21 protein-coding genes are annotated in these 25,600 nt (G+C 63.6%); 5 read left to right on the top strand and 16 right to left on the bottom strand.

All coding sequences use genetic code 11. The annotated features are described in order from the left end of the window. Nucleotides 1–154 precede the first annotated feature (154 nt). Together QQJ96_RS09110 and QQJ96_RS09105 are read right to left on the bottom strand one after the other, a co-directional pair. Nucleotides 155–937 carry a LytR/AlgR family response regulator transcription factor gene (locus QQJ96_RS09110; protein WP_284331674.1) on the bottom strand — a complete coding sequence of 261 codons (783 nt, stop codon included), beginning with the start codon at nt 935–937 and terminating at the stop codon, nt 155–157. Nucleotides 938–939: 2 nt separating this feature from the next. After that, complete coding sequence (locus QQJ96_RS09105; protein WP_284331673.1) at nt 940–2,043, bottom strand: sensor histidine kinase; 1,104 nt, start codon at nt 2,041–2,043, stop codon at nt 940–942. A 729-nt stretch (nt 2,044–2,772) separates the two neighbouring features. On the opposite strand from QQJ96_RS09105, the gene QQJ96_RS09100 reads away from it, so the two are divergent. After that, complete coding sequence (locus tag QQJ96_RS09100; protein ID WP_284331672.1) at nt 2,773–3,144, top strand: nuclear transport factor 2 family protein; 372 nt, start codon at nt 2,773–2,775, stop codon at nt 3,142–3,144. A gap of 171 nt (nt 3,145–3,315) precedes the next feature. On the opposite strand, the gene rpoD is transcribed toward QQJ96_RS09100, so the two are convergent. Together rpoD and dtd are read right to left on the bottom strand one after the other, a co-directional pair. Next, entirely contained in the window at nt 3,316–5,175 is a 1,860-nt protein-coding gene (gene rpoD, locus QQJ96_RS09095; RefSeq protein WP_284331671.1) for an RNA polymerase sigma factor RpoD, read from the bottom strand. Nucleotides 5,176–5,338: 163 nt separating this feature from the next. Continuing rightward, nucleotides 5,339–5,779 (bottom strand): D-aminoacyl-tRNA deacylase, encoded by a 441-nt coding sequence (gene dtd, locus QQJ96_RS09090; protein WP_284331670.1) that lies wholly within the window; start codon nt 5,777–5,779, stop codon nt 5,339–5,341. A gap of 330 nt (nt 5,780–6,109) precedes the next feature. Here dtd and QQJ96_RS09085 point away from each other — a divergent pair, with 330 nt between their 5' ends. Further along, on the top strand, nt 6,110–6,988 hold the full coding sequence (locus tag QQJ96_RS09085; protein ID WP_284331669.1) for an LpxL/LpxP family acyltransferase: 879 nt from the start codon (nt 6,110–6,112) through the stop codon (nt 6,986–6,988). An 82-nt stretch (nt 6,989–7,070) separates the two neighbouring features. On the opposite strand, the gene QQJ96_RS09080 is transcribed toward QQJ96_RS09085, so the two are convergent. From QQJ96_RS09080 to def, 12 genes are all read right to left on the bottom strand, one after another. Then, nucleotides 7,071–7,391: a tetratricopeptide repeat protein gene (locus tag QQJ96_RS09080; protein ID WP_284331668.1), complete on the bottom strand. Its 321-nt coding sequence runs from the start codon at nt 7,389–7,391 to the stop codon at nt 7,071–7,073. After that, nucleotides 7,388–9,121 (bottom strand): ArnT family glycosyltransferase, encoded by a 1,734-nt coding sequence (locus QQJ96_RS09075; RefSeq protein ID WP_284331667.1) that lies wholly within the window; start codon nt 9,119–9,121, stop codon nt 7,388–7,390. The genes QQJ96_RS09080 and QQJ96_RS09075 overlap by 4 nt, the downstream gene beginning before the upstream one ends. Nucleotides 9,122–9,274: 153 nt before the next feature. Then, nucleotides 9,275–10,300, bottom strand: a complete 1,026-nt coding sequence (locus tag QQJ96_RS09070) for a CDP-glycerol glycerophosphotransferase family protein (RefSeq protein WP_284331666.1) — start codon at nt 10,298–10,300, stop codon at nt 9,275–9,277. Next, nucleotides 10,300–11,115, bottom strand: coding sequence for a glycosyltransferase family 2 protein (locus tag QQJ96_RS09065; protein ID WP_284331665.1), 816 nt, complete (start codon nt 11,113–11,115; stop codon nt 10,300–10,302). Before QQJ96_RS09065 ends, QQJ96_RS09070 begins: the two co-directional genes overlap by 1 nt. A 9-nt stretch (nt 11,116–11,124) precedes the next feature. Further along, entirely contained in the window at nt 11,125–12,126 is a 1,002-nt protein-coding gene (locus QQJ96_RS09060) for a glycosyltransferase (protein WP_284331664.1), read from the bottom strand. Nucleotides 12,127–12,128: 2 nt separating this feature from the next. Then, on the bottom strand, nt 12,129–13,382 hold the full coding sequence (locus QQJ96_RS09055) for an O-antigen ligase family protein (RefSeq protein WP_284331663.1): 1,254 nt from the start codon (nt 13,380–13,382) through the stop codon (nt 12,129–12,131). 58 nt (nt 13,383–13,440) lie between these two features. Beyond that, nucleotides 13,441–14,415 (bottom strand): glycosyltransferase, encoded by a 975-nt coding sequence (locus QQJ96_RS09050; RefSeq protein ID WP_284331662.1) that lies wholly within the window; start codon nt 14,413–14,415, stop codon nt 13,441–13,443. A 120-nt stretch (nt 14,416–14,535) separates the two neighbouring features. Then, on the bottom strand, nt 14,536–15,663 hold the full coding sequence (locus QQJ96_RS09045) for a glycosyltransferase family protein (RefSeq protein ID WP_284331661.1): 1,128 nt from the start codon (nt 15,661–15,663) through the stop codon (nt 14,536–14,538). 5 nt (nt 15,664–15,668) lie between these two features. Beyond that, the gene (locus QQJ96_RS09040) at nt 15,669–17,378 is read right to left on the bottom strand and encodes an ArnT family glycosyltransferase (protein ID WP_284331660.1); all 1,710 of its coding nucleotides are present in this window, start codon (nt 17,376–17,378) and stop codon (nt 15,669–15,671) included. 137 nt (nt 17,379–17,515) lie between these two features. Then, the gene (gene rsmB, locus QQJ96_RS09035; RefSeq protein WP_284331659.1) at nt 17,516–18,811 is read right to left on the bottom strand and encodes a 16S rRNA (cytosine(967)-C(5))-methyltransferase RsmB; all 1,296 of its coding nucleotides are present in this window, start codon (nt 18,809–18,811) and stop codon (nt 17,516–17,518) included. Beyond that, nucleotides 18,808–19,740, bottom strand: coding sequence for a methionyl-tRNA formyltransferase (fmt, locus tag QQJ96_RS09030; RefSeq protein ID WP_284331658.1), 933 nt, complete (start codon nt 19,738–19,740; stop codon nt 18,808–18,810). The genes rsmB and fmt overlap by 4 nt, the downstream gene beginning before the upstream one ends. Next, nucleotides 19,737–20,246, bottom strand: a complete 510-nt coding sequence (gene def, locus QQJ96_RS09025; RefSeq protein WP_284331657.1) for a peptide deformylase — start codon at nt 20,244–20,246, stop codon at nt 19,737–19,739. The genes fmt and def overlap by 4 nt, the downstream gene beginning before the upstream one ends. 194 nt (nt 20,247–20,440) lie before the next feature. Here def and QQJ96_RS09020 point away from each other — a divergent pair, with 194 nt between their 5' ends. The 3 genes from QQJ96_RS09020 to QQJ96_RS09010 all read left to right on the top strand — a co-directional run bounded on the left by QQJ96_RS09020 (nt 20,441) and on the right by QQJ96_RS09010 (nt 25,444). Further along, nucleotides 20,441–21,589: a LysM peptidoglycan-binding domain-containing protein gene (locus QQJ96_RS09020; RefSeq protein WP_284331656.1), complete on the top strand. Its 1,149-nt coding sequence runs from the start codon at nt 20,441–20,443 to the stop codon at nt 21,587–21,589. An 82-nt stretch (nt 21,590–21,671) separates the two neighbouring features. Continuing rightward, nucleotides 21,672–22,817 carry a DNA-processing protein DprA gene (gene dprA, locus QQJ96_RS09015; RefSeq protein WP_284331655.1) on the top strand — a complete coding sequence of 382 codons (1,146 nt, stop codon included), beginning with the start codon at nt 21,672–21,674 and terminating at the stop codon, nt 22,815–22,817. A gap of 137 nt (nt 22,818–22,954) precedes the next feature. Beyond that, complete coding sequence (locus QQJ96_RS09010) at nt 22,955–25,444, top strand: DNA topoisomerase I (protein WP_284331654.1); 2,490 nt, start codon at nt 22,955–22,957, stop codon at nt 25,442–25,444. The last annotated feature ends 156 nt before the right edge of the window (nt 25,445–25,600 follow it).

The raw sequence follows: 25,600 nt of genomic DNA, 5'->3' as shown, positions 1-25,600 counted from the left end.
GTTTGACGCTGCTCCATAGTGTTTAGGCACTCCAAGTGTGTGATCGCCGTGCCCCGAAAGGCGCTGACCACGACTATAGGGAGCATTTCGCGGCTCGTGGCTGCAGGGCGCGGCGAACCGGTAGATGGGCGAGACGAGCCGTTGTCTGATGGGTTTAGACCGGCTTCGTTGCGGGGTGCTGTCCCTCTAGCGCAAGGTGCAGCGCCTCAGCATAGGTTCGGCTGACGCGTAGCGGAGTCCCGTCCCGCAAACGCAGCATGCAGTCCTTATTGGGAAGGGCACGCGTTTCGGTAATCCTGTCCACGCTTACGATTGTGGAACGATGGATGCGCACGAATTTCGAGGGATCGAGCCTTGCGGCCAAACGGTGCAGCGGCTCCCTCAAAAGGTATTCCCGATCACCACCCGTATGCAGCCTTACGTAGTCGCCAGTCGCTTCGATCCAATCGACCTCGTCGGCGGCGACGATGGCGACATGATGCCCGATGCGTACTGCAAAGCGTATCGCATAGCGAGGGACGCCCGGTAACGCATCCAGGAGTTCGTCCATGCGCTCTCTTTGCGAGCGTGCCTGCCGATGGACAAGTGCATCGCGCGCACGATCCATGGCCTCCATGAATCGGTCGTCATCGATGGGTTTGAGCAAATAATCGAGCGCGTGAACTTCAAACGCCTGCAAGGCGAACCGGTCGTAGGCAGTCAAGAATATCGTCAACGGACGCTCTGACGGCGTGAGCAAGCGCAGGGCGTCCAGACCACTCATACCCGGCATTTGCACATCCATGAAGACGAGGTCTGGCGTATTGACGGTTATCGCGTTCAATGCCGCTTCACCGTCTTCCGCTTCGCCGATCAGCTCGACATCCGGGTGCTTGCTCAAGCGTAGCGCGATACCGCGGCGAGCAAGGGGTTCGTCATCCACGATTAGTATGCGCATGGTCATACTGCGATCACCTGGCCGATCGCGCTCGGTTCGCTTGTGCATCGATGGGGAAGATCAATGCTGACCACGCAATGGCCGTCCTCGTCCACGTTCATCGTCATGTGATGATCGTTCGCATAGAGCCGCTGCAATCGCTCGCGCACGTTACGCAGGCCAACGGAGGTTGGTTCCGATCGGTCAAGCAGCGCGCTGATTGGAAGGCTTGCATGTCCATCATTAGATATCTGGAGCTGCAGGCGCTGGTTGTTCGCCGTTGCCGCAATCTGAATCTTGCCGCCTTGAGGACGGTGCGCAATACCATGGCGGATGGCGTTCTCCACCAAGGGTTGGAGTATCAGGTAAGGCACCGCGGCCTGCATGGCGTCGGCACCTACACGCAGGGATACCGTCAGGCGTTCGCCAAAGCGGACCTTTTCAATGTCCAGATAATGCTCCGTGAGCGAGAGTTCCTCGGCCAGGGAGACTTCATGGGCCTTTTGGTCATCCAAGGTGACACGCAAAAAGTCACCGAGCCGCGCGAGCATGCGGGTGGCGTCGCCGGTACGCTTCTCGACAACCAGGGTGGAAATGGCGTTGAGCGTGTTAAACAGGAAGTGCGGATTCAACTGGTAGCGCAAAGCCCGCAACTCCGCCTCCCTCGTCAGAGTCGTCGCTTCGAGTACGCGACGCGCTTCCGTTTGCGTGGCCAGGTAGTAACCCGTGCCCAGATACATGGCGCAGAACACCATCAATAGAAACCACATGGACTGCATGCCGGTCAGCACGTAGCTCCATTGAAAGGGCGGCCTAAACTCGCCCTCGTGCAGGCCAAACATGTATCCAAGGGAGGTGACGACCAGGGCGAGCAGGAGTGTGGTCGCGATAAGAAGGGGAATGCCTTTTCCCAGGCGCATGGGCCGCTGCCACAAACGACGAAGCAACACGGCTAGGGGGATTGCCGCCAACGAATAGAACAGCAGCACAAACGCATGAAACCACAATTCACGCGACGGTGCGCCAACCATCGCCAGCGCACTGATGACATTGGCGAGGATGCAAGGTCCCCATCCGATTAGAAAGGTGAGTTTCAGCGAAAGAGGGGTGCGCGCTTGCGCCTGCATATTAGTGCCGTCTCAAGTGAATGATCTTGGGTCGTCAATAAATCTGACAGAACTCATTGCGCTGCCGCAATGTTCTTCGCGGTGTCCGGCTAACAACCGGATGTATAACCGGAGGGAGAGCTACGATCATGAAGCGTCCACTTCGGTCGGAAGCTGCCGACCCATAAATAAGTGGATGGCCCTGCCCGCACCAGCTCAGCTGGCCAAACTATGGTTTAGCGAGCACGTTGACGAGGCATCTCTGAGTAGATGGTGGGCCCACCAGGATTCGAACCTGGAACCAAGGGATTCGCGTGGTCCAAAGGTTTCCCTCTGGCGCGGACTATCTCTTCACCCTCCGCCTGTTTTGCGGGCGGGTGGGGTGCGGGACGCTCGAGCCTGTTATGAAGGACGCTGAAGTCCTCAGGTAGTCTCTGCACCTTCCGGCGGTGTACCGCCGGCTTGGCTCAGGGTTACCGCCGATCCGCATTGGCGTCGCTGCGGGTTCCCTGAATTCATCCCGTTCCCGTTCGCGCATTACTGCGCGACGGCACCTTTCGATGAGTCCCCTGCTCTAACCGTTGAGCTATAGGCCCTATCTCGCCGGGGATGATACCAGTATGGCGGGGGCAGCGGTGTAGGTCTGCGCCCTGGTTCGGCGTCGCCCAAGCTCCTCGGGGTGACGCGCGTGCTCGATTCTTTAACGTTGCGGGGCATAGATTGGTTACCCCTTTACGCGGAGGTGGAACCATGAGCACTGAAAAAGTGGCGAAGCGGTTGGTGGAGCTGTGCCGCGAGGGCAAGTATGAGCAGGCGCAGCAAGAGCTTTATGCGAAGGATGCGATCAGCATCGAGCCGAAGGAGATGGCGGAAGGGCCGATGGGCAACGCGAAAGGCCTGAGGGCGATCCTGGACAAGGGGCATCAGTTCATGGAGGCCCTGGAGACGATCCACAAGAACGAAGTCAGCGAGCCGGTGGTGGCCGATGGCTGGTTCAGTGTGGCTATGCATCTGGATGCGACGATGAAAGGGCGTGGCCGGACGGATATGCGCGAGATCTGCGTGTATCACGTGAGGAACGACAAGATTGTGCAGGAGCAGTTTTTTTACGATGTGCATTGAGGGGGTGGATACCTGCCTTCGCCGGGATGATTCGCGCGTTGGTGGGTGGCGCGGCCAGATCGGTGATGCTGGGATTGTCATCCCAGCCTACGAACATCCCAGCCTACGAAGATCCCCCAAAAGAAAGGCCCCGCGAGTGCGGGGCCTTTGCTGTAGCGCTGGGCGTTTCGATCAATCGATGTCGAGGAAGGAACGCAGCTGTTCCGAGCGGCTCGGGTGACGCAGCTTGCGCAGGGCCTTGGCTTCGATCTGGCGGATGCGCTCGCGCGTGACGTCGAACTGCTTGCCGACTTCTTCCAGGGTGTGGTCGGTGTTCATGTCGATGCCGAAGCGCATGCGCAGCACCTTCGCTTCGCGCGGAGTGAGGCCGGCGAGCACGTCACGCACGGTTTCCACCAGGCCGGTTTCGGTCGCCGAGTCGATCGGCGAGCTGGCGTTGGTGTCTTCGATGAAGTCGCCCAGATGCGAATCCTCGTCGTCGCCGATCGGGGTTTCCATCGAGATCGGTTCCTTGGCGATCTTCAGCACCTTGCGGATCTTGTCCTCGGGCATGTCCATTTCCTTGGACAGCTCTTCCGGGGTGGGCTCACGGCCGAACTGCTGCAGCATCTGGCGCGAGATGCGGTTGAGCTTGTTGATCGTTTCGATCATGTGCACCGGAATACGGATGGTGCGCGCCTGGTCGGCGATCGAACGGGTGATGGCCTGGCGAATCCACCAGGTGGCATAGGTGGAGAATTTGTAGCCGCGGCGGTATTCGAATTTGTCCACCGCCTTCATCAGGCCGATGTTGCCTTCCTGGATCAGGTCGAGGAACTGCAGGCCGCGGTTGGTGTACTTCTTGGCGATGGAGATCACCAGGCGCAGGTTGGCCTCCACCATTTCTTTCTTGGCGCGGCGTGCCTTGGCCTCGCCCACCGACATGCTGCGGTTGATTTCCTTGATGTCGGTCAGCGGCAGGAACAGTTTCTTTTCGATGTCTTGCAGTTTCTGCTGCTCGGCATCGATGTGTTCGCGGTGTAGCTTGACGTTGGGCGACCATTTCTGACGCTTGCGGCCGAGCTCTTCGGCCCACTCCAGGTTGCCTTCGTTGCTGGGGAAGGCCTTGAGGAATTCGGCCTTGGGCATCTTGACGTGCTTGACGAAGATGTCCATCAGCACGCGCTCGTGATGGCGGATGTTGCCCACCACTTCGCGCAGGCGGCGCACGAAGCTGTCGATCAGCGCGGACGGCAGCTTGAGCTTGAGGAATTCCTCGGCCATCTGGTCGCGCAGCTTGGTCACCTTCTTGTCGTCGATGTCGGTGGCCTTGGCGGCGGCTTTCTGGAACTTGCCGAGGTGGTCGCGCAGCAGTTCCATGCGGCGCTTCACTTCTTCCGGATCGGGACCGCTGGGGCCTGCCTCTTCGTCTTCGCCGCTGCCTTCTTCTTCGTCCTCGTCTTCCATGTCGGCATCAGCTTCGGCTTCAGCCAGCTCGGCTTCGGCCAGGGCGGCGTCGGCGGCCTGCTCCAGGTCGGCGAAGCCGGCCAGGATTTCGCTGAGGCGGCGCTTGCCGTCCAGGTGCTGGTCGTATTCTTCCAGCAGCAGCTCGATGGTCAGCGGGAAGCTGGCCAGCGCGGTCTGTACCTGGGTGAGGCCTTCTTCGATGCGCTTGGCGATGGCGATTTCGCCTTCGCGGGTGAGCAGTTCCACCGTGCCCATCTCGCGCATGTACATGCGCACCGGGTCGGTGGTGCGGCCCACTTCGGAGTCGACGGCGGACAACAGCGCTACCGCTTCTTCGGCGGCGGTCTCGTCATCGGTGGCGGCGCCGGGGGCATTGTCGGCCAGCGGGTCGGCATCGGGGGCGGCATCGTGCACATCGATGCCAACGCCCTTGAGCACCGCCATGATGTCTTCGATCTGCTCCGGATCGACAATGTCGTCGGGAAGGTGATCGTTGATTTCGGCGTAAGTCAGATAACCCTGCTCCAGACCTTTGGAGATAAGGGCTTTGATTTCCGACTGTTGCTCGTGGGCTTTGTTGTTCATACCGTCCGCCGCGGGATAGGAACCAATCAGTATAGCGATGTGATGCTTTTTTGACCAGTTTTCAAGAGAAAAATTCGCTGCCATCGGCACGCAAAAATCGCGCCAAATCGCGGTTTTGGGCGTAAATGGAAGCGTTCGTAAGGGCTACGTGTCCACCTGGCACCTAACGCACCTCGAGCCAAAAGGTGACGGGGCCATCGTTGATCAGATGTACTTGCATATGGGCACCGAAGCGCCCGATTTCCACCCCCGGATGCGCCGCGCGCGCCAACGCCACCAAGCGTTCAAACCAGATTCGACCATGCTCGGGCGAGGCTGCGCTGGTGAAGCTCGGACGCATGCCCGAACGTGTGTCCGCAGCCAGGGTGAATTGGCTGACCAGCAGCAGGCCACCGCCGGTATCGGTTAGCGAACGATTCATCTTGCCGGCGTCGTCGGAGAACACGCGGTAGCCGAGCAACCGCTCCACCATCCGTTTTGCTTGTGCCTCGCCGTCTTCCGGCTGCACGGCCACCAGTGCCAGCAGGCCGGGGCCGATGGCGCCTACGGTTTCGTTGTCGACGTCGACGCGGGCGGAGAGCGCGCGTTGGATAAGGGCAATCATGGATGAGGCGTGGCGTTGGGGCGAAACGGTAACTCTGCAGGGCGACGAGGGTTGGGTAAATAGCTTGGGCTGCGGCTGGTTCACGCGCTTGCCACTAATGGGGCAACGGCAGAAGACGCCAATGCTTTAGGCGCTTTGCCCCCTCCCCTGCGGCGGCAGGGGAGGGTTGGGGTGGGGTTGTACGAGTTTGCGGCATTGTTGGAATTCATCGCGAGGTTGCTTCACCCCACCCTAGCCCTCCCCTGCTACACGCAGGGGAGGGGACTGATCGCGCAGGCGTAGAGCATTCCTTTACCCTTACGCGTTCGCCTGCTTCCAAGCACAACATCCATGCGCCCCGACATCTACCTGGTCTACCTGCTGCTGCGCCTGTTCGGTCTGTTGCCGTTGCGCTGGCTGCAAGGCTTCGGTGCGTTGCTGGGGCGGGTGGCCTTGCGGCGTGGCGGGAGGATGGCGCGCTACACGGCGGTGAATCTGCAGATCGTGCAGCCTCAGCTGGTCGAACAAGCGCGGGCCGCGCTGGTGCGGGAGGCGATGGTCGAGGGCGGCAAGTCGATCACCGAGATCGTGAAGATCTGGGGCTCGGGCGCCGAAAGCTCGCTTGGCCTGGTGAAGGAAGTGCGTGGCGAAGCCTTGTTCGACGCCGCGCTGGCTTCCGGCAAGGGTGTGATCATCGCCGCGCCGCACCTGGGCTGCTGGGAGCTGCTCAATTACTGGCTGTGCCGCAAGACGCCGATGGCGATTCTCTATCGCCCGCCGCGCATTGCGGCGGTGGAGGCGTTGCTGCGCAAGGTGCGTGGCGCGCTGGCGCCGGAGCAGGTGCGCGCGGAAGGGGCTGGCGTGCGTACGCTGTACAAGCGGTTGGCCGCCGGCGGCACGGTGGGCATCCTGCCGGACCAGAAGCCGCGCGAGGGGGAGGGCGAGTTTGCGCCGTTCTTCGGGCGCGAGGCGATGACGATGGTGTTGTTGCCGCGTCTCGCGGCGCGTACCGGCTCGACTGTGTTGTTTGCGTTTGCGGAGCGATTGCCACGTGGGGAGGGGTATCGCATCCACTTTTTACCGGCGCCGGAAGGTTTGGATGATGCCGATCTGCCGAGTGCATGCGCGGCGCTCAATCGCGGGGTGGAGCGGTGTGTGAATCTCGCTTTTGCGCAGTATCAATGGCACTACAAGCGTTATTCGGCGGATGACCGGCCGAGTCCGTATTGAGGCAGGCGTGTTTGAGGTTCGTAGGCTGGGATGAAATCCCAGCATGGGAACACCGCGAGAAAGCTGGGATTGTCATCCCAGCCTACGCACCTTCGATGCGGCGCAGGAATACGCTCATTTCTTTTTCCGCCTGCTTGTCGCCACGCTGCTGCGCTACGGCAATGCCTTGCCGCCATGCTTCGGCCGCGCCGGCTTCGTCATGCACGGCGAGGCAGGCTTTGCCCAGCAGTTTCCAGGCGGCGGAATAGTTGGGATCAAACGAAACCGCGCGCCGGAATTCTTCGATCGCCGCGGCATGATCGCCGGCACCGAGCAGCGCATTGCCCAGCGAAAACCGCAGCAGCGCACCGTCACGCGGACCACCGCATTGCGCGCGCAAGCCGTCGATCAAGGCGCTGCTCACGACTGCGGCACTTCCTGCGCAGAGGTGGCCGCGGGGAAAACGCGCGGCGGCTGCGCCGGTTCCGGCGGCGTGCGGCCTGCTTGCACCATCGCCACTGTCTGCGCCGACCACACCACCACCCAGGCCGAGCGGAACGGCTGCGCCAGCAGGGCATAGCGCAAGGCCGAAGCATCCAGATTGTCGGGATGGGTGATGATCAGGCCGTCCGGATGTTGCTGGGCGAACGCCTGCACCGCTGCGCCGTCGTGCAATTCCGCAACGGGCTGGGCCAATCTTCCGGCGAAATGAAACTGGCCTTCGTAGTTGCCTTCGTAGGCGACGGAATGGCCGGCGTGTTGCGCGGAGGAAATCAGCGCCGTGGTGGGGCTGAGGTCATACTTGTGCCATAGCGTCAGCGTGAACAAGGTGTTCAGCGCGAGGACGCCGAGCAAGCCGGCTACGGCCACGCGACGCATTTCACCGCGGCCGCGAAGTAGCAGCAGGCCGCCCAGCAACAGGAAGGCCACGCTGAAGGTGCGGCTGTACGGCGCGGCGCCTTCCACCCATTCGCTGTGGAAGGCGAGGCTGGGCATGGCGTAAGGCAGCGCAAACAGCAGGCCCGCGAACACGATGCTGCCTAGGCCGAGCGGCCAACTGCCCAGCCAGTAGTTCTCGGCCAGCTTGGCGTTCCGTTCGCGCAGTACGGCCACAGCGCCAGCCAATAGCAGCATCCAGCCGCCGAATTCCGGCAGCAGGTAGTACAGCTGTTTGCCGCTAATCGCCGAGAACACCAGCAAGGTCGGCAACAACCAGCACAGTGCGAAACGGATACCGTCTTCGAATGGCTTGCGCAGCGCACCGATCGCCACCCACGCGCGTGGCCACGCGGCGAATGGGAGCAGCAGCACCGGCAGCCGCAGCAGGTACCAGCCGAACCAGTGAGGATGGCTCTGCACCGCTTGCGATTGCTGTGCGTTGTTGACCACGCGTCCGGCGGTCTGGGTGAAGAACAAGCGATGTTGATAAGCCTCGCCGCCGGCGAAGCCGGCCGGAATCGCCCACGCCAATAGCATGGCGAAGCCAAGCAACAGGGCCAGTACGCCACGCCCATACCAGCGTGCGCGATGCTCGCGCGCCCAGGCGTTCCACAGCGGACCGAGCAGCCAAGGAAACAGCACGTGCAGCAGCATCACCGGCCCCTTGGTGAGCAGGCCTGCGCCGGTCAGTACGCCGAACAGCAGCCAGCGCGGCTCGGCACGGCGCAGCGTTGGGGTGAGGCACAGCAAAGCGCCCAGTACGCAGTTGGCCAGCAGCACCTCATACATGACTTGCAGGCCGAACAAAAAGGCGTAAGACAACGCCAGCAGCATCCACGGTGCGGCCTTCTCCACCCAGGGGCGAGCCGGGAACAGGCGGCGCGCAAGCACCGACAGCTGCACCAGCTGTATGCCGCCGAAGATCACTTCGAGCACGCGCGGCCATACGTCGCTCACCCCGAACACCCACCAGCCGGCGTGGATCAGCCAGAACAGCAGCGGCACCTTTTCACTGTAGGGCTCGCCGTTGATGTGCGGCACCAGCCAGTTATGGTCGCGCCACATCTCCCAGGCCACGGCGAGGGTGCGGGTGGAGTACAGCGGCATCGGACCATGCGAGAAGATCGCCACTAGCGCCACCACGGTCCACAACGGCAGCCAGGGCCACAGGCTGCGCAAGGCTTCGGAGCGGCGGTAGGTGTTGGATGTCGGCACGGCGGGCGCCTTGGGATGGAAGTTGGGCGGGATTCTAGCCGGTTGGACTTCAGCGGCTCCTATACGCGGCGTGTAGGCTGGGATGGCAATCCCAGCATCGCGCGCGCATGCATGGCAATGCTGGGATTGTCATCCCAGCCTACGGGAGCCTGGTCAGGCTGGACCCCAGTAGCCGATGCGCTTGCGCAGCTTGAACTTGCGCCACCAGTTGCGTGGCTTGCGCTTGCGATTGCGCCCACCGGCGGCGATGAACGCATCGATAGCGGCTAGCACGCGCTCGCTGGAGTGCCCGTCGTGATAGGGGTGGATCGCTTCGCCGAAGGCCTTGATCGCCTGCATCAGCTCCGGCGGACGCGATAGCGCGCGCTGGATGGCCGGCTCGAATTGGGTCGCCTCGTGGATGTCGATCAGCTGCGGACCCGGCGCGCGGTTGTTGAAGGTGACCACCGGCTTGCCGGTGAGCAGGAACTCGCTCAGCGCGGAGGAGGTGTCCGAGCACATCATGTCGACCTGGGGGAACAGCTCCAGGATGTTGTCGTTTTCGGCGAAGCTCAGGTAGTCGTTCTGCAGTGCCTTGTACTTGGCTACCGTCTCCGGCTCCATCTTGGGATGGAAGGTGACGATCCAGCGCCAGCGGCCGTCGCGCGACAGGCGCTTCACTTCTTCGTACAAGGTCTCCGCCGCGCTCCACGATGGCGAGAAGGTGGAGTGGTAGAGAATCACCGGCGGTTTGCGCACCGGCGCCAGCGGACCGGCGATCTCGCGCATGAAGGGGTCGAGCTTGGGCCAGCCGGTTTCGGTGACGGTGAAATGGCCGAGCTGCTCAGCTAGTGCGCCGAATGATTGGGTGTCGCGCGGGCCGGTGGTGCAATACAGGTCGAAGAAACCGCGGATGTAGATGTGCCTGGGCTTGCCCGCGTTGAAGCCATGGAACACTTCCACTTTTACGCCCGGGAAGAAATGCGGCAAGTGGTTGCCCGGTGTGATCACCGCGATCGGCTTCCATTGACGCACTTCCGCCACGCTGAGCAGGCGCTCGCCTTCAAGCAGATCCTCCGCGCCGGGACCGTCGAAGAACCAGGCGGTTTCGTCGCCGCGTGCGCGTATCGCTTCCTGCAGCGGGCGCAGGACGGCCAGGGCGTAACGTTCCGATCCGTACAGAAGGTAGTGTTTGGGCATCAGTGATCCAGGCCGCTACGTGCCAAAGCAGCCGCGGCGGTATCGCGGGAAGCGGGATTCAGGCACATTTCGTAGTAACGCATGCGTTTGTACGCGGCGTAGCTGGCGGCGGTTTGCGCGATCGCATAGCCGCGCCAGCCGTCGAGGAAGCCCAGGCGCAGCACGTAATCCTTGAGAAACGCCAGGGCAAATACGAACGGCGTCTGCCACATGCGGGTGGATTTGTTCTTGTCCAGCCAGTCGCGGCACTTCAGCTCGGAATACAGCAGCACCTTGAGCTGCTTTTCCACCAGGCTGGGATTGTTGTCGTGCAGGAAAGGCGCATGGAAGGTGACCGATGCGCCTTGGAATTGCAGCGATTCGTGCACGCGCACGTCGCTCCAGCGGGCGCGGTCGCGATGATAGAAACGCGCCATTTTTTCGCCGACGGCCGGGCGATACCAGCGCATCGGCCGGCCCATGTAGATGAGATGGCGGCGCAGGATCGCGGCGGCCGTATTGCTTTCCAGCAAGGCCGGCAGCTGGCGTTGCAGTTCGTCGGCCAGCTCCGGCGTCAGGTATTCGTCCGCGTCCAGTGCAAGGATCCATGGGTGGCTGCACTGGGTGGCGGCGAAGTTGCGTTGCGGGCCGAAGCCCAGCCAATCCTGGTGCACTACGCGCGCGCCATGCGCGCGGGCGATCGCCACTGTGTCGTCGGTGCTGCCGCTGTCCACCACCAGTTTTTCCGCGGCGAACGGCACGCTGTCGAGGCAGCGCGCGATTTTTTGCGACTCATTGCGGGTGATCACAACGAGCGTAAGGGGTAGGGTCGGCATGGCGCGATCTTACAGCAGCGGCTGCAGCGCATCCGCCAGGCGGGCCTTGAAGCCTTCGTTGTTGGCAAGAAACCAGCTGCGCGCGCGCTGTTGCATGGCGCTACGCTCGGCATCCGGCATGGCGATGACGCGCTCGACTGCGGCTTCCAGCGAGGTTTCGTCGAACAGGTAGCGGCGCGCGGCGTTTTGCGCGCCGACATCCTGCGCTTGCACCAGCACGCCGCGGTCGGGCCGCACCAGTTCGTTCATGGGTTGGCCGTCACACGTCAGCACCACCGCGCCGCAGCCCATCGCTTCGACGATGTAATGCCCCCAGCCTTCGGCTTCGGACAGGCACAGGTGGTAGCTGCAACTGTTTTGCAGCTGTGCGATTTCGGCGATGTCGCGCGGATAGCCGACGCGGTGATCCAGGTTTTGCGGTGCCTGGCCTTCGCTCGCTACCGCCGTGGCCGGCGACTGCTGCACGATCAAGCGAGGCCATTCCGGGTGGCGGCGCCATACGGCCAGCATGCGCTCGGTCCCTTTCATGCGGCTGGCGCCGGCCAGGTGCAGGAATACCGGTTCGCGCGCCGCCTGCGGATCGTGGCGATCTATGCTGAGGAAACCGATATAGGTGGCCGGATGACCCAAGCCAAGCAGGGTGCTGGTGGCGGACTGGGTCTTGGTGAAGACGGCATCAAACCGGTGCAACCAGCGGAGGTCACGCTGGGACAGCCATTCCGGATTGGGGATCAGCACATTGCGGCGCGCCAGCTTGAGGTAGGACGGCCGTACGTGTTCGAGAAAGATGTTGACGTCCAGCTGGCGCGGTTGGCGTCCGCCACTCAGCAGCCAACGCAGGGTCATTTGCAGCCGCTGCCATCGAGCTTTCCAGGCGCCGTGCTTGCGTTTGGGACCGGCATCGGCAAACGCCACTTCGTGTCCCAGCGCTTCCAGGGTTTGCTGGAGCAGGCGCAAGTCGTGACTCATGCCACGGTTGTTGTCCCAGGCGATAAGGTTGATGCACGCCATGGTCAGGAACGGGGGGCAGCGTTTCGTTGCCGCACCACCAGCACGGCAAGCCCGGTGATCAGCAGGAAATACAGCGAGTGCGGCATGGCGCGATAGAACACGTTATCGGTCAGCGCGCACAACACGTACATGCCGCTTGCCGCGAAGCCGCACATGGCCGCGGCGGCGACGCCTTCATCCGGGGTCATCACCTGGGCCAGGAAAAAAACCAAAGGCACATACAGCACCAGCAAGATGATGATCAGGCCGGGGAGACCGCCCGCGGCCGCAGCTTCCAGGTATTCGTTGTGAGCATGCTCGTATTGCACGATGACCGCATCGCTACGATGCAATGCCACTTGCTCACGCACGTACTGCCCGAATCGCCCAGCACCGACACCCGCCAAGGGATGCTCCACGAAGGCCTGCTTGGCCGTGCGCCACAGCTCCAGGCGCTCGCCCACCGATCCTACGGTTTCGTGTGCATGGTCATAGCTGGTCACCTCGGTATGCCCCTGGACGAAGCGTTCCAGGATTTGCGGCTGGACGAAGGTCGCCACCAGGGTCACGCCGGCAAGCAGCAAGGCGATCACGCTGACCGTCCGCCGCCATTGGCCGACGCGCTTGCCGTGGATGAGCATCAGCAAGACGAAAACGGCGAGAAAAGCCAACAATGGACCCCGGCTCTGACTCAGCAGGGCGCCATACACGGCCAGACCGGCACCCGCGGCGTGCACGATTTTTTCCGGCCAGGAGGTCTGTTTGCGCATCAGCTGGATGATGGCAAGCAAGGCCAGCACGAGCAGGAACATGGCGAATTCGATCGCGCCCCATTCGCCATTGTTGAGGCCATACGGGCGCTCGATGCCGGTCAGGTAATGCTGCATCACGCTGGTGCCGCCCAGCACGCAGGCGGCAAGGCTGAAGCCTATCCACACCACGCTCCAGCGCAGCGGTAGCGCAAACACCGCGGCAATTCCCAGAAACAGCAATTCCTGCCCTTGCAGGTCGAACGCCGCCCAGCCGGAGCGATGGCTGAGGATGTTGATCGCCGTATAAAAGATGTTGAGTACGCAAACCAGCATGATGGCACCGGCGCCGCGGTAGATGCGCCGCAGCTCGGGGCGGATGGCCAGCAGGACCAGTCCGCTTACCCATAGCGCGGCGATCAACAGCGCCTTGGCCTTATAGGGCACGGCAAAGCATAGCGGCATGCTGGCCAGCAGGATGGACAGCAACCAATAGTGCTTCGGCCTAGGAGGGGATGGGTCGTGCACGCAGGGGCTCTTGAGGGGGTTGCGTTAAGCTAGATGAAGAAGCCTGACTGGAACGTGGCTAGAACGCCATCAGGGCCTCGCTCAGTCGTTGTGGGAAAGAGCTGACCTCGTTTTCGTACCAGCTGCGGGCGGCCTTGCCCAGCACCTGAGTCTGTGCGTCCGACAAGGCTATGCAGCGTTCGATCGCCGTTGCCATGTCTTTCGCGTCAAAACCGAATCGATCAGCAAGATCTTGCTGGCCGCATGGGCGTGCCGGTACCAGGATACCGCGCTCGGGGGCGACCAGTTCGTGCATGGGTTCCGCGTCCAGCGTGATGACCACCGCCGCGCAGCTCATGGCCTCCACGATGTAGTGCCCAAAGCCTTCGGTTTGCGACGGGCACAGGTGGAAACGATGCGCGTTCTGCAGGCGACGATAGGCATCGTCATCCAGGTGATGGCTGATCATCTTGACGTTGGCGGGCAGTTGCATCGGTTCGGTTCGCTTGCGCCGCCATACGACCGTCAGCACCGGCCAATCCGGATGTTGCGCCCAAAGCTCGAGCAAGGCCTGCGTACCCTTGTTGTTGCTGCGTCCCGGGCCATGGAAAAAGCTGCGTTCGCGTGGAACCTCGGTGCGCCGGCAATCCATGCTGGTGAAACCGATGTAGCGCACCGGCATGCCCAGCGCCTGGAACAGTCGCTCGGCATGGCGGGTCTTCACCCACACCGCATCGAGGCTATTGAGTGCCGCGCGATCGCGCGGGCGAAAATATTCGGGATTGGGAATCAGTACATTGTGCCGCGCCGCCCGCGAGAATTCCGGCCGAATGCGTTCGAGCATGATGTTGAGGTCGAACGCGGGGGGGCGGCCAAGCAGGCGTAGGCGGGTTGTCCATTCGGCCAGGCGGCCCCGGTGCGGCAGGGCGGATGCCGTCACGTCGACGCCCGCGCCAATGAGGTTGCGGCTGAGCAAGGCGATGTCGCGACTCAAACCCGCGCCATTGTCGCGACCGATGACCTGGCAGCGGATCGCTTTAGAACGGTTGGGCACGGGTTTACGACTCCAGGTAGATGCGCCGGTAGGCGTCGCTGACAGCCGGATGGAAGACATGCCAGGCGAGCACCGCGTAAAACGCGAGCAGCGCCAGAATCAGCAGGGGATAGAGTCGCTTCATGTGGTCCAGGATTTTCCCTGCATCCAGGCGATGTACATGTACACCATCCCGGCGGCGAACAAGGGGATCAGCACCAGGCGTGCGGCACGCCATTTCATGATCTGCGCCAGCAGCAGCAGCAACGGTGCCTGCCACCAGATGTAGCGGGGCATCGACTCCAGTCCGGATGACAGGGGAATCAGCACGCTGACCAGCGAGAACACACCCAAGGCCGCGTCCTGCATGAGCATCAGCAGCAGCGCAGCGATCACCGCGGCCAGCGACATCAGCGCCCAGTCCAGATGGATGGTGCCTTTGTGGATGCCGGTTGCAATCACCGCGAGGGGATTGCCGAAGTTGCGCCCCCAGGCCTTTTGCACGTGGAGAAAGGCCAGGGCGTCACCCATGTGCTGATACAGATGCATCATGAACAGGCCCAGGCCGAGCGGTATCAACAAGCCGCCAAGCACGATTTCCTTGCGCTGCTCCCAGTTGGAGGTGCTGAGACTTTGCAATGCCACCAGCGCATAGGAGAGGCAGACCAGGATGCCCGGAGCACGGGAAGCGGACAGCAGCATGCCGACCAGGCCGCAGGCGAGAAAGCGGCGATCCTTGAGGAACACGAAGAACACCGAGGTCAGCAGCAGGAACAGGGGTTCGGTGTAACCGCTGTTGCCGTACACGGCGTAGGGGCTCAACGCAACGATCAGTGCCGGGTAAAAGGGCGGCAGCGTGCTGCTGTACTTCTTGGCAAACAGGATGAAGGCGTAGATCGAGCCGAGGAAGAGCAATTTACCCAGCAGCACCGCCGCGAGCGGCGCTGAAATCGCGGTCACCGCAACGATGGCGCGTATGAGCAGCGGGAACAGGGGAAAGAACGCCCAGTTCTCCATGTGGTCGACGGTGGTGAGGGTCGCCGGGTAACCCTGTTGGGCGAGTGAGACGTAGCGTACGCAGTCCCAATTGCAGGTCTCGAACACACTGTGGTGGTAGATGACCGCGATCACCCATTCGATGAGCTGATGCAGCACGAACATGCCCAAGGCCAGCATGCCCGCTTCGAACTGGACCCCCGTGTTGGAAGTGTCGAGCACGCCGCCTGGCTTGCGCCCGACGCGATGCAGCAGCTGTTGGATGGCGGGCATGGGTGTTATTCCGTCTCGTCGCTGTCGCTCTTGGGCACGCAGCCGGCGATCACCGCATTGGCCTTGAACAACCACCAGTCACGCCGGTTCGCGTGACCGACGTCGATGGCCTTGCTGCGGTCCACGCAATGGCCCATGGCCGGTTCCTGCACGAATAGCCAGCGCGTGGCCGGGGCGGCGGCTTGCCATTGCACGCCAAGCACGAATTGCTGCGCGGTGGGAGCGCTGAAGCCGAAATCCGTGGCATGGCGGTCGAGCATCAGCATGTTCTGCTCTTTCCAGTCGACCAGGCCGACTTCATCCTGGGGAGCGAGATGTGCGTCGACGCGTTGCATCAGGCCGATCGATGAGCTGCTGTCGTCGAGCAAGGGGTAGCCCCATAGGCCCCACACCATCCACAGCGCAAACATGCCACCGGCCACGGCGTAGTGCACGCGGCGCAAGCGGAATATCGCCAGCGCCAGCCATTGCGCGGCGCCGATCACGATGCACATCCACCATAGGCTGTCTTCCGGGCCATCGAAGCCGCGGTCGTATGCTAGCTTGCTGGCGAATGCCGGATGCGTGGCCAGCGCATAGACGCCCAGGCCCAGCATGCAGCCGCCGATCAACAGCAGGAAGATGGCGCCCAGCGTGCGCAGCCATCGCTGCGCGAGCATCTCCTCAAGATAAGGCGCGGTGATCAGCGCCAGCATCGGTACGATCGGTAGGATGTACACGTCGCGCTTGCCGCCCGACGCGCTGAAAAACAGCAGCACCAGCACGATCCAGCCCAGCGGCAGCAGGATGCGCGCGTCTTTGGCCTGCAGCGCTCGCCACCAGCGTGGGAAGGTGCCGGGATAGGTGAGCGAAAGCGGCAGCCAGTTGTAGAGCATCAGCGGCAAATAGAACAGCGGCCCATGCAGGTGGTGCCAGGCATTGGCGTAGCGATGTGCTGTCTGCTTGAACAGGATGTTGCCCACATAGGCTGCATAAACAGGGTCGCCGGCATGGGCGCGTGCGGCCAGCAGCATCGGCATCAGCCACAGGTCGATGGCCACGAGCACGGCGACCAGTCCAAGCAGCCAGCGCCACCACTTGCCGTTGTCGATCGTCGCGATGCCATCCCAGCGGCGTATCGCGGCCCATGCGTAGGGCAGCAGCATCAGCAGCGCCAGAAAGCCCACGCCCTTGGTGATTACGCCCAGGCCCGCGCAGAAGCAGCCGAACCAATATAGCGGCCAGTTGGGACCGGCCAACAGGTGTCGCAGCAGCCCCCAGTTCGCCGCGGTGATGTAGAACACCACCAGCGGATCGATCTGCGCGCGCTTGGCCTGGAACACGAACTGGATGCACATCAGCGCGGCCATCGCCGCGTACCGGCCGACCCGCGGATTGAACAAGCGCCGGCCCAGGTCGTAGATCAGCCACAGTGTGCCCAGCGCTGCGAGGAACGAAGGCAGCATGAAGGCAATGCGCCAGCTGCGCGTCAGCTCGAAACTGGCCGCCTCCAGCCACATCAGCATCGGCGGCTTGTCGGCATACAGTTCGACGCCGCGATGCGGGAACAGCCAGTCGCCGCTTTCCACCATCTCTTTGGCGGCAAGGGTGTAGCGCGGTTCGTCGGAGGGCCAGGGATGGCGCAGGCCGATGCCGATGCCCAGGATCAGGAGGGCGAAGATCGCGAGCAGCCAGTATTGGCGGCGGTCATGGGCTGTAACGGCAAGGGTCGACATGCACGCGTCCGAATTCTTACCCGCCCCCTGCTGCTTGCAGGAGGATGATGGGAGGAGGTTGTCCGAGCTTGCCGCAAGCGTGGGGGCTCCCTCCCACCTCGTTCCTACCGGACTCAAGTTTGCGGCGTGCGCCGGCGCTACCGACGTTCCAGTACGGCATAGTACATGCCGTCGAGATCGCCATCGCCAGGCAGGATCTGCCAGCCCAGCGTGGCGGCTTGTCCGACCGGCAACTGCACCGGTCGCACCTGCGCGTCATCGTGACTGGCGAGGAATTGCTCGACTACGGCTTCATTCTCGGCGCGCAGCAACGAGCAGGTGACGTAAACCAGCTTTCCCCCCGGCGCGAGCAGCGGCCATAGTGCAGCAAGAATTCGTTGCTGTTGCATGACCAGCGAGGCGATGTCGCTGGGGCGACGATGCAGGCGCACGTCCGGACGTCGGCGCAGCACGCCGGTGGCGGAGCAGGGGGCGTCGATCAGGATGCGGTCGTAAGGCTTGCCGTCCCACCAGGCGGAAGGTTCGGCCGCGTCGCCGATGCGCAAATCCGCCTTGAGGCCGAGTCGCTCCAGGTTCTGGCGAATGCGCGTGGCGCGGTTGGCGTCGAACTCGACCGCGGTCAGCGCGATGTCGGCACGTTCCAGCAGGTGGCAGGCTTTGCCGCCCGGCGCGGCGCAGGCGTCCAGTATGCGCTGGCCATCCTGCAGGTCGAGCAGATCGGCCGACACTTGCGCGGCGCCATCCTGCACGGCGAACTGTCCTTGCGCGAAACCGGGCATGCGCGTGACATCGCTGCTGTGCGGCAGCACTACCCCATCGGTCAGCCAGGGATGCGCAGCGGCCGTGTAACCGGCGGCGACCAGTTGTTCGATCAGCGCTTCGCGCGATGTACGGCGGCGATTCGCGCGCAGCATCAACGGCGGTTCGCGGCTGCTGTCGGCAAGCACGGCGTCGACCCGATCGGGCCAGTCGGCCGTCACGGCCTGTACCAGCCATGGCGGCAGCGCATGACGTGTTTGTGGTTGTGCGTCCAGTTCGGCCAATAGCGTGCTTCGCTCGCGTTGCCACCGGCGTAGCACGGCATTGGCCAGCCCGGCCAGGCGCGGGCGATTGAGCGCGCGGGTCGCCTCCACGGTGGCGGCGACCGCGGCGTAATCCTGCAGCTCGAGGATTTCCAGCTGCACCAGGCCCAGCACCAGCAGCGCGTGGACCTCGGGCTCCTTGCGACGTAGCGGCTTTTCCAGCAGATGATCGAGCGCGGCATCGAAGCGCAGCCACCAGCGGGCGCCGTCGCTCAGCAAAGCCGTAAGCAACGCACGATCGCGTGGATCGCGCAGTTTCGGCGCGCGTTGCTCCATGGCATCGCGCAGCGATACGCCGCGCAGTGCGATATCCGCCAAGGCCTGCGCGGCAAGGGCACGTGTGTCATTCATCGCGCGCTACGCAGTTCGGGGCGGGCATTGAGGTAATCGGCCGCGGTAATGCGCTTGCCGCCCGCGCGCTGCAGCGCTGTTACCCGCAGCAGGCCGGTGCCGCAGGCGATGTCGATACCATCGCGTTGCGCGGCTACCACGCTGCCGGGCGCGGCGTTATGCGATTGATCAAGGCCATGCGCGGCCCAGATGCGCAGGATTTCGCCGGCCACTTCGCCTTCGGCCACTGGCCACGGATCGAACGCGCGCACCTGATGTTCGAGCGCCAACGCCGGGCGCGAAAAATCGAGGCGTGCCTCGGCCTTTTCCAGTTTGTGCGCGTACATCACGCCATCCTCGGATTGCGGCGTGGCTGGCAGCGTTTCGCCGGCGAGCGTGCGGCGCAAGCCTTCGGCGAGCACGTCCGCGCCCAACAGCGAGAGCCGATCATGCAGCGAGCCGCCGGTGTCCTCGCGCGAGATCGGGGTGCGACGCTCCAGCAGCACCGGGCCGGTATCGAGGCCGGCTTCCATCTGCATCAGGTCGACCCCGGTTTCGGCATCGCCGGCCAGGATCGCGCGTTGAATCGGCGCGGCGCCACGCCAGCGCGGCAAGCGGCTGGCATGCACGTTCCAGCAGCCGAGGCGCGGAATCGCCAGCACTTTGCGCGAGAGAATCAGGCCGTAGGCGACCACCACCAGCAAATCCGGCCGATAGGCCTCCAGCCTGGCGCGTGCCTCGGCGGTTTTCAGCGTCTCCGGCTGCTCGACCGGAATTTGTGCGGTGAGCGCGGCTTGCTTTACCGGGCTGGGAGTGAGCTTGCGTCCGCGGCCGGCGGGGCGGTCCGGTTGCGTATACACGGCCACGACCTCGGCGCCGCTGGTGCGGCAGGCTTCGAGGCAGGGGACGGAGAATTCCGGGGTGCCGGCAAAAACGATACGCAAGCTCACGCGCTCGCGGCCTGCTTGCGCTGTTTCTCCAGGCGCTTGAGCAGGATTGAGCGCTTCAGCGGCGACAGGTAGTCGACGAACACCTTGCCGGCCAGGTGATCCATCTCGTGCTGGATACACACGGCCAGCGGGCCTTCCACTTCCAGCTCGAAGCTTTGGCCCTGCACGTCCTGCGCGCGCACTTTCACTTTCAGCGCGCGGGTGACGTCGGCGAAGATGCCGGGGAAGGACAGGCAGCCTTCCTGGTAGACCTGGGTGCCGTCCTTTTCGAGGATCTCCGGATTGATCAGGGCCAGCGGCTGGTCGCCATCTTCGCTCATGTCGGCCACCAGTACGCGCTGGTGCACGTTGACCTGGGTGGCGGCCAGGCCCACGCCGTTGGCGGCGTACATGGTCTCGAACATGTCATCGACGAACTGCTTCAATGCGGCGTCGAACGCGGTTACTGGCGCGGCCTTGGTGCGCAGGCGCGGGTCGGGAAATTCAAGAATGGTCAGGACTGACATGGAATGTAATACCTCAGACGCCGGAAATGCGGGCGAATTGGTAAAAAGCCAGCCCGGCCGCGGTCTAGAATATGGTTATTGTACGTGCTTCAACATGCTGTCGGCGCACGAATTTGCCAACTGACACGTGTTGCTTGGATTAACGGTTCGGTTACACTCGCCCGAGCGTAAGGGGAGTGGGGGGAATCCCGTTTATGATCAGAAAGTCCATCGGGCTATTAGCCGGCATGCTGGTTACCGTGGCCGTGTATGCGGCCGGCGCCCAGCTTCGTGCGGATCACCCTGACAGCTACACGGTGCACCGCGGCGATACTCTCTGGAGCATCTCCGCGCGCTTCCTGTCCAAGCCCTGGCTGTGGCCGGAGATCTGGCAGGCCAATCCCCAGGTTCACAATCCGCACCTGATCTACCCGGGCGACGTGCTCGACCTCTCCTTCGTCAACGGCGGCCCGTCGCTGCGCCTGGAGCCGTCGATCCACCATGAGGGCGAGGCCATCCCAGCCATTCCGCTGGATAAGATCAAGGCGTCCTTGAAGGACTTCCGCGTGGTCGATCCGAGCGAGGTGAAGGATGCACCGTACGTGATGGGCTTCGAAGAAGCCGACATCACCGGTTCGCCGGGGCACAACATTTACGTGCGCAAGCTCAATGCCCAGCCGGGGCAGCGTTGGGCGATCGTACGTCCCACCCATGTGTTCCGCACCTTCGACGACAAAGAGGCTCAGCAGAGCGGCGAAATGGCGGCCAACGTCGCCGATTCCGACGTCGCCACCCAGGACACCCCATGGATGGAGGAGTGGGCCACTGACATCGGTAACGTCACCCCCAACCACGCCCTTCGCGGCAAGCCGCTGGCGATGGAAGTGGCAGTCATCGGCGACGCGGAAGTGCTGCGCGGCGGCGATCCGGCCACCCTGCTGGTGCTGAACTCGACCCAGGAAATTCGCGCCGGCGACCGCCTGATGCCGATCAACGACGATCCCTACGACCCCTACTACTACCCGCATGCGCCCAAGAGCCTGCCGCAAGACGGCCGCGTGATCGCCTTTGCGCAGGACCGCCTGAGCCAGGTCGGCCCCTACGATGTGGTGGTTTTGTCGGTGGGTTCGAAGGATGGCGTGGACAACGGCACCACCTTCGCGCTGTGGCAGCCGGGCGAAAAAGTGCCCGACGACGTCGACCACAGCAGCTGGATTCGCAGCAGCCACAAGTGGGTGCGGCTGCCCGACGAGTATGTGGGCCACGTGATGGTCTTCCGTACCTTCGATCGCGTGAGCTACGCCCTGGTCATGGATGGGCTCAAGCCGGTGCAGAAGGGCGCTCGCGTCAGAATGCCGGAATAAGTCCACCATTCCCGATTAAACCCACAGCACGGCGCGGCGATCCCGCGCCGTGCTTGTTTTTGCCTCCGCGTAGACTCGTGCCATGAGCGGGCAAACGGAACTGCGTGACTGGCTGGTGGCCCTGCGTACGCCGGGAATAGGCGCGACCGGCCTGCGTGAACGCTTGGCGGCAGCGAACGGGCGTATCGGCGACGTGGTGGCGCAGTTGCGGCGCCAGGCGGCGACGCTGGAGGCCGGGGCGAGGGCATGGCTGGAACAGCCCGATGAAGCGCGCCTCGCCGCCGACCTGGCTTGGCTGGCCGAGCCGAACCATCGACTGCTGTGCTGTACCGAGCCGGATTTCCCACCGCAGCTGGAAGCCATCCCACAGCCGCCTGTCGCGCTGTTCGTGGCGGGTGATGCCAGCCTGCTGCTGCACCCTCAGGTGGCGATTGTGGGGGCGCGCAGTGCGAGCAGCAGCGGCAAGACCAACGCCCGCGCCTTTGCCCGTCAGCTGGCGCTGGCGGGTTTCGTGGTCACCAGCGGTCTCGCCGACGGCATCGATGGCGCGGCCCATGAAGCCACGCTGGAGGCTGGCAAGGCCACCGTGGCCGTGATCGGTACCGGGCCAGACCTGGTCTATCCTCGCAAACACCGTGAGCTATCCGCCCTGGTGGCGGCACAAGGTGCGCTGGTCAGCGAGTTTCCACCCGGCACGGCAGCGCGGGCGGATCATTTCCCGCGCCGCAATCGCCTCATCGCGGGGCTGTCGTTGGGGACGCTGGTGATCGAGGCCGGGCTGCAATCGGGCTCGCTGATCACCGCCCGCCTGGCCGGCGAGCAGGGGCGGGAGGTATTCGCGCTGCCCGGTTCCATCCATAATCCGCTCGCCCGCGGGTGCCACCGCCTGATCCGGGACGGTGCGCGGCTGGTGGAGAGCGCTTCGGAAGTGGTCGAAACCTTGGGTTGCGCGGCCCGGGCGCTGGGTGCCGAACTGGCCCTGCGCCTGGAGCAGACGCCGACGGCATCGGCTGGCAGCGCCGGGAAGGCGTCTGGCGGTTGGCGTGAAGACCCGGATTACCGCCGGCTGCTTGAGGTCCTTGGCCACGATCCTTTGGCCCTGGACGAGCTGGCGCTGCGGACCGGGCAAAGTGCCGCCGAGCTGTCATCCATGCTGCTCATGCTGGAGCTGGAGGGCTGGGTGGAGGGTCTGGCGGGCGGGCGCTACCAGCGCTTGCCTGAAGGCTGAGCCGCCAGCTCGAAAGGCGCACTGCAGCGCGGTTTCACGCACGCCAGCTTGACAGCCGTCAAGCTGGCGTGCTTCCAACTATAAATAGGCGGCCGTTCAGGATCGGCCGCAGTAGCACCTTTGGAACCCCAAGCCACATGGCAAAGAATCTGCTCATCGTTGAATCGCCGGCCAAGGCCAAGACGATCAACAAGTACCTCGGCAAGGACTTTCAGGTCCTGGCTTCCTACGGCCACGTGCGTGACCTGCTGCCGAAGGAGGGGGCGGTCGACACCGAGCACAACTTCGCCATGAAGTACGAGGTGATCGAGCGCAACGAGAAACACGTCGACGCCATCGCCAAGGCGGCCAAGCTGGCCGACGACATCTATCTGGCGACCGACTTGGACCGCGAGGGCGAGGCGATCAGCTGGCACATCAGCGAGATCCTCAAGCAGCGTGGCCTGGTCGACGGCAAGAAGCTGCACCGGGTGGTGTTCTCCGAAATCACGCCGCGCGCGATCAAGGCCGCCGTGGCCGCACCGCGCAAGCTCTCGCACGACATGGTGGATGCGCAACAGGCGCGCCGCGCGCTGGACTACCTGGTCGGCTTCAATCTTTCGCCGGTGCTGTGGCGCAAGGTGCAGCGCGGCTTGTCCGCCGGCCGCGTGCAGAGCCCGGCGCTGCGCATGATCGTGGAGCGCGAGGAAGAAATCGAAGCCTTCGTGGCGCGCGAATACTGGACGGTGGAAGCGCAGCTCAAGCATGCCGATGGCGATTTCGGCGCGCGCCTGACCAAGCTCAACGGCAAGAAATTCGAGCAGTTCGACCTCACCAACGAGGCCGACGCAATGGCTGCCCGCGCGGCGCTGAAGGAAGCCGCGCATGGCCAGCTCACGGTCAGCGAAGTGGGCAGCAAGGAGCGCAAGCGCCGTCCCGCGCCGCCGTTCACCACCTCCACCTTGCAGCAGGAGGCCGCGCGCAAGCTCGGCTTCGGCACCACGCGCACGATGAAGATCGCGCAAGGCCTGTACGAAGGCGTAGGTCTTGGCAGCGAGGGCAACGTCGGCCTGATCACCTACATGCGTACCGACTCCACCGCGCTGTCGGATGACGCCGTGGGCGAGCTGCGCCAGCTGATCGCGCGCGACTTCGGCCACAAGGCGGTGCCAGATCACGCGCAGGTATACCGCACCAAGTCGAAGAACGCGCAGGAAGCGCACGAAGCGATCCGCCCGACTTCCGCCATGCGCACACCGCGCGAAGTGGCCGCGTTCCTCAGCGACGACCAGCGCAAGCTGTACGAGCTGATCTGGAAGCGCACCGTGGCCTGCCAGATGATCCACGCCACCTTGAACACGGTGTCGGTGGATTTCGATCTCAAGCACGTGAAGGGCGGCGATGCCGCGTTTCGCGCCACCGGTACCACGGTGGTCGACCCTGGCTTCCTGGCCGTGTACGAGGAAGGCCGCGACCAGAAGAGCGCCGAGGACGACGACGAAGGCCGCCGCCTGCCGAGACTGGCGAAGGGCGAGCAGGTGCCGCTCAAGGACATCCTCGCCGACCAGCACTTCACCGAGCCGCCGCCGCGCTATTCCGAAGCCAGCCTGGTGAAGGCGCTGGAGGAATACGGCATCGGCCGGCCGTCCACCTACGCCAGCATCATCCAGGTGCTGCAGAACCGCGAATACGTGTACCTGGACAATCGCCGCTTCCGCCCCACCGACGTGGGCCGCGCGGTGAGCAAGTTCCTCACCCAGCATTTCACCCAGTACGTCGATTACGACTTCACCGCCCGGCTTGAAGACGAGCTGGATGCGGTGAGCCGTGGCGAAGAAGCCTGGGTGCCGCTGATGCGCCGCTTCTGGGAGCCGTTCAAGCAGCAGGTGGAAGAAAAGACCGAATCGGTCGACCGCAGCGAAGCCACCGGCGCGCGCGAACTGGGCACCGATCCGAAGAGCGGCAAGCCGATCTCGGTGCGCCTGGGGCGTTATGGGCCATACGCGCAGATCGGCGACAAGGACACCGACGAAAAGCTGCAGTTCGCCTCGCTGCGTCCCGGCCAGAGCATGCACACCATTACCCTGGAAGAAGCGCTGGAGCTGTTCAAGTTGCCGCGCAAGCTGGGGCAGGCGGAGAACGGCGACGAGGTTAGCGTGGGCGTCGGCCGCTTCGGCCCGTTCGTGAAGCAGGGCAGCACCTATGCCTCGCTGAAAGCCGAGGATGACCCTTACACCATCGAGCTGCCGCGCGCCTTGCAGATCGTGCAGGAAAAGCTTGAGCTGATCGCCAACCGCATCATCAAGGACTTCGGTAACGGCGTGCAGGTGCTCAACGGACGCTTTGGCCCGTACATCACCGACGGCGAAAAGAATGCGCGCATTCCCAAGGACCAGGAGCCGAAGGAACTGAGCGAAACGCAGTGCCTGGAACTGCTGGCGGCCGCACCGGTGAAGAAGGGGCGCTTCGGCAAGAAGACGGCTTCGGCGAAGAAGGCGCCCGCGGCGAAGAAGGCGCCCGCGGCGAAGAAGGCCGCGCCTAAGAAGGCGGCTGCGAAGAAAACGGCCGCCAAGAAAACCGCCACGAAGAAGACGGCGAGCAAGAAGACAGCGACTAAGAAAGCGGCAGCCAAGAAGGCTGGCGCTTAAGGATGCTCTGATCTATTCCACGTACCCGGCATGACGTCCAGAAGGCCCGCAGGGCGTGCCACGCGGCACAGGGCAGACTGGCCGTCTGTTCAAGCCGCGGGGCACGCCCTGCGGGCCTTCTGGACGTCACCCCGTCATTAAAATTCAAAAGGTTGG

The sequence above is a fragment of the Dyella flagellata genome (assembly GCF_030160275.1).
In the GTDB taxonomy this organism is placed as follows: Bacteria; Pseudomonadota; Gammaproteobacteria; order Xanthomonadales; family Rhodanobacteraceae; genus Dyella_B; species Dyella_B flagellata.
This window is presented reverse-complemented; position numbering and strand designations above follow the sequence as displayed.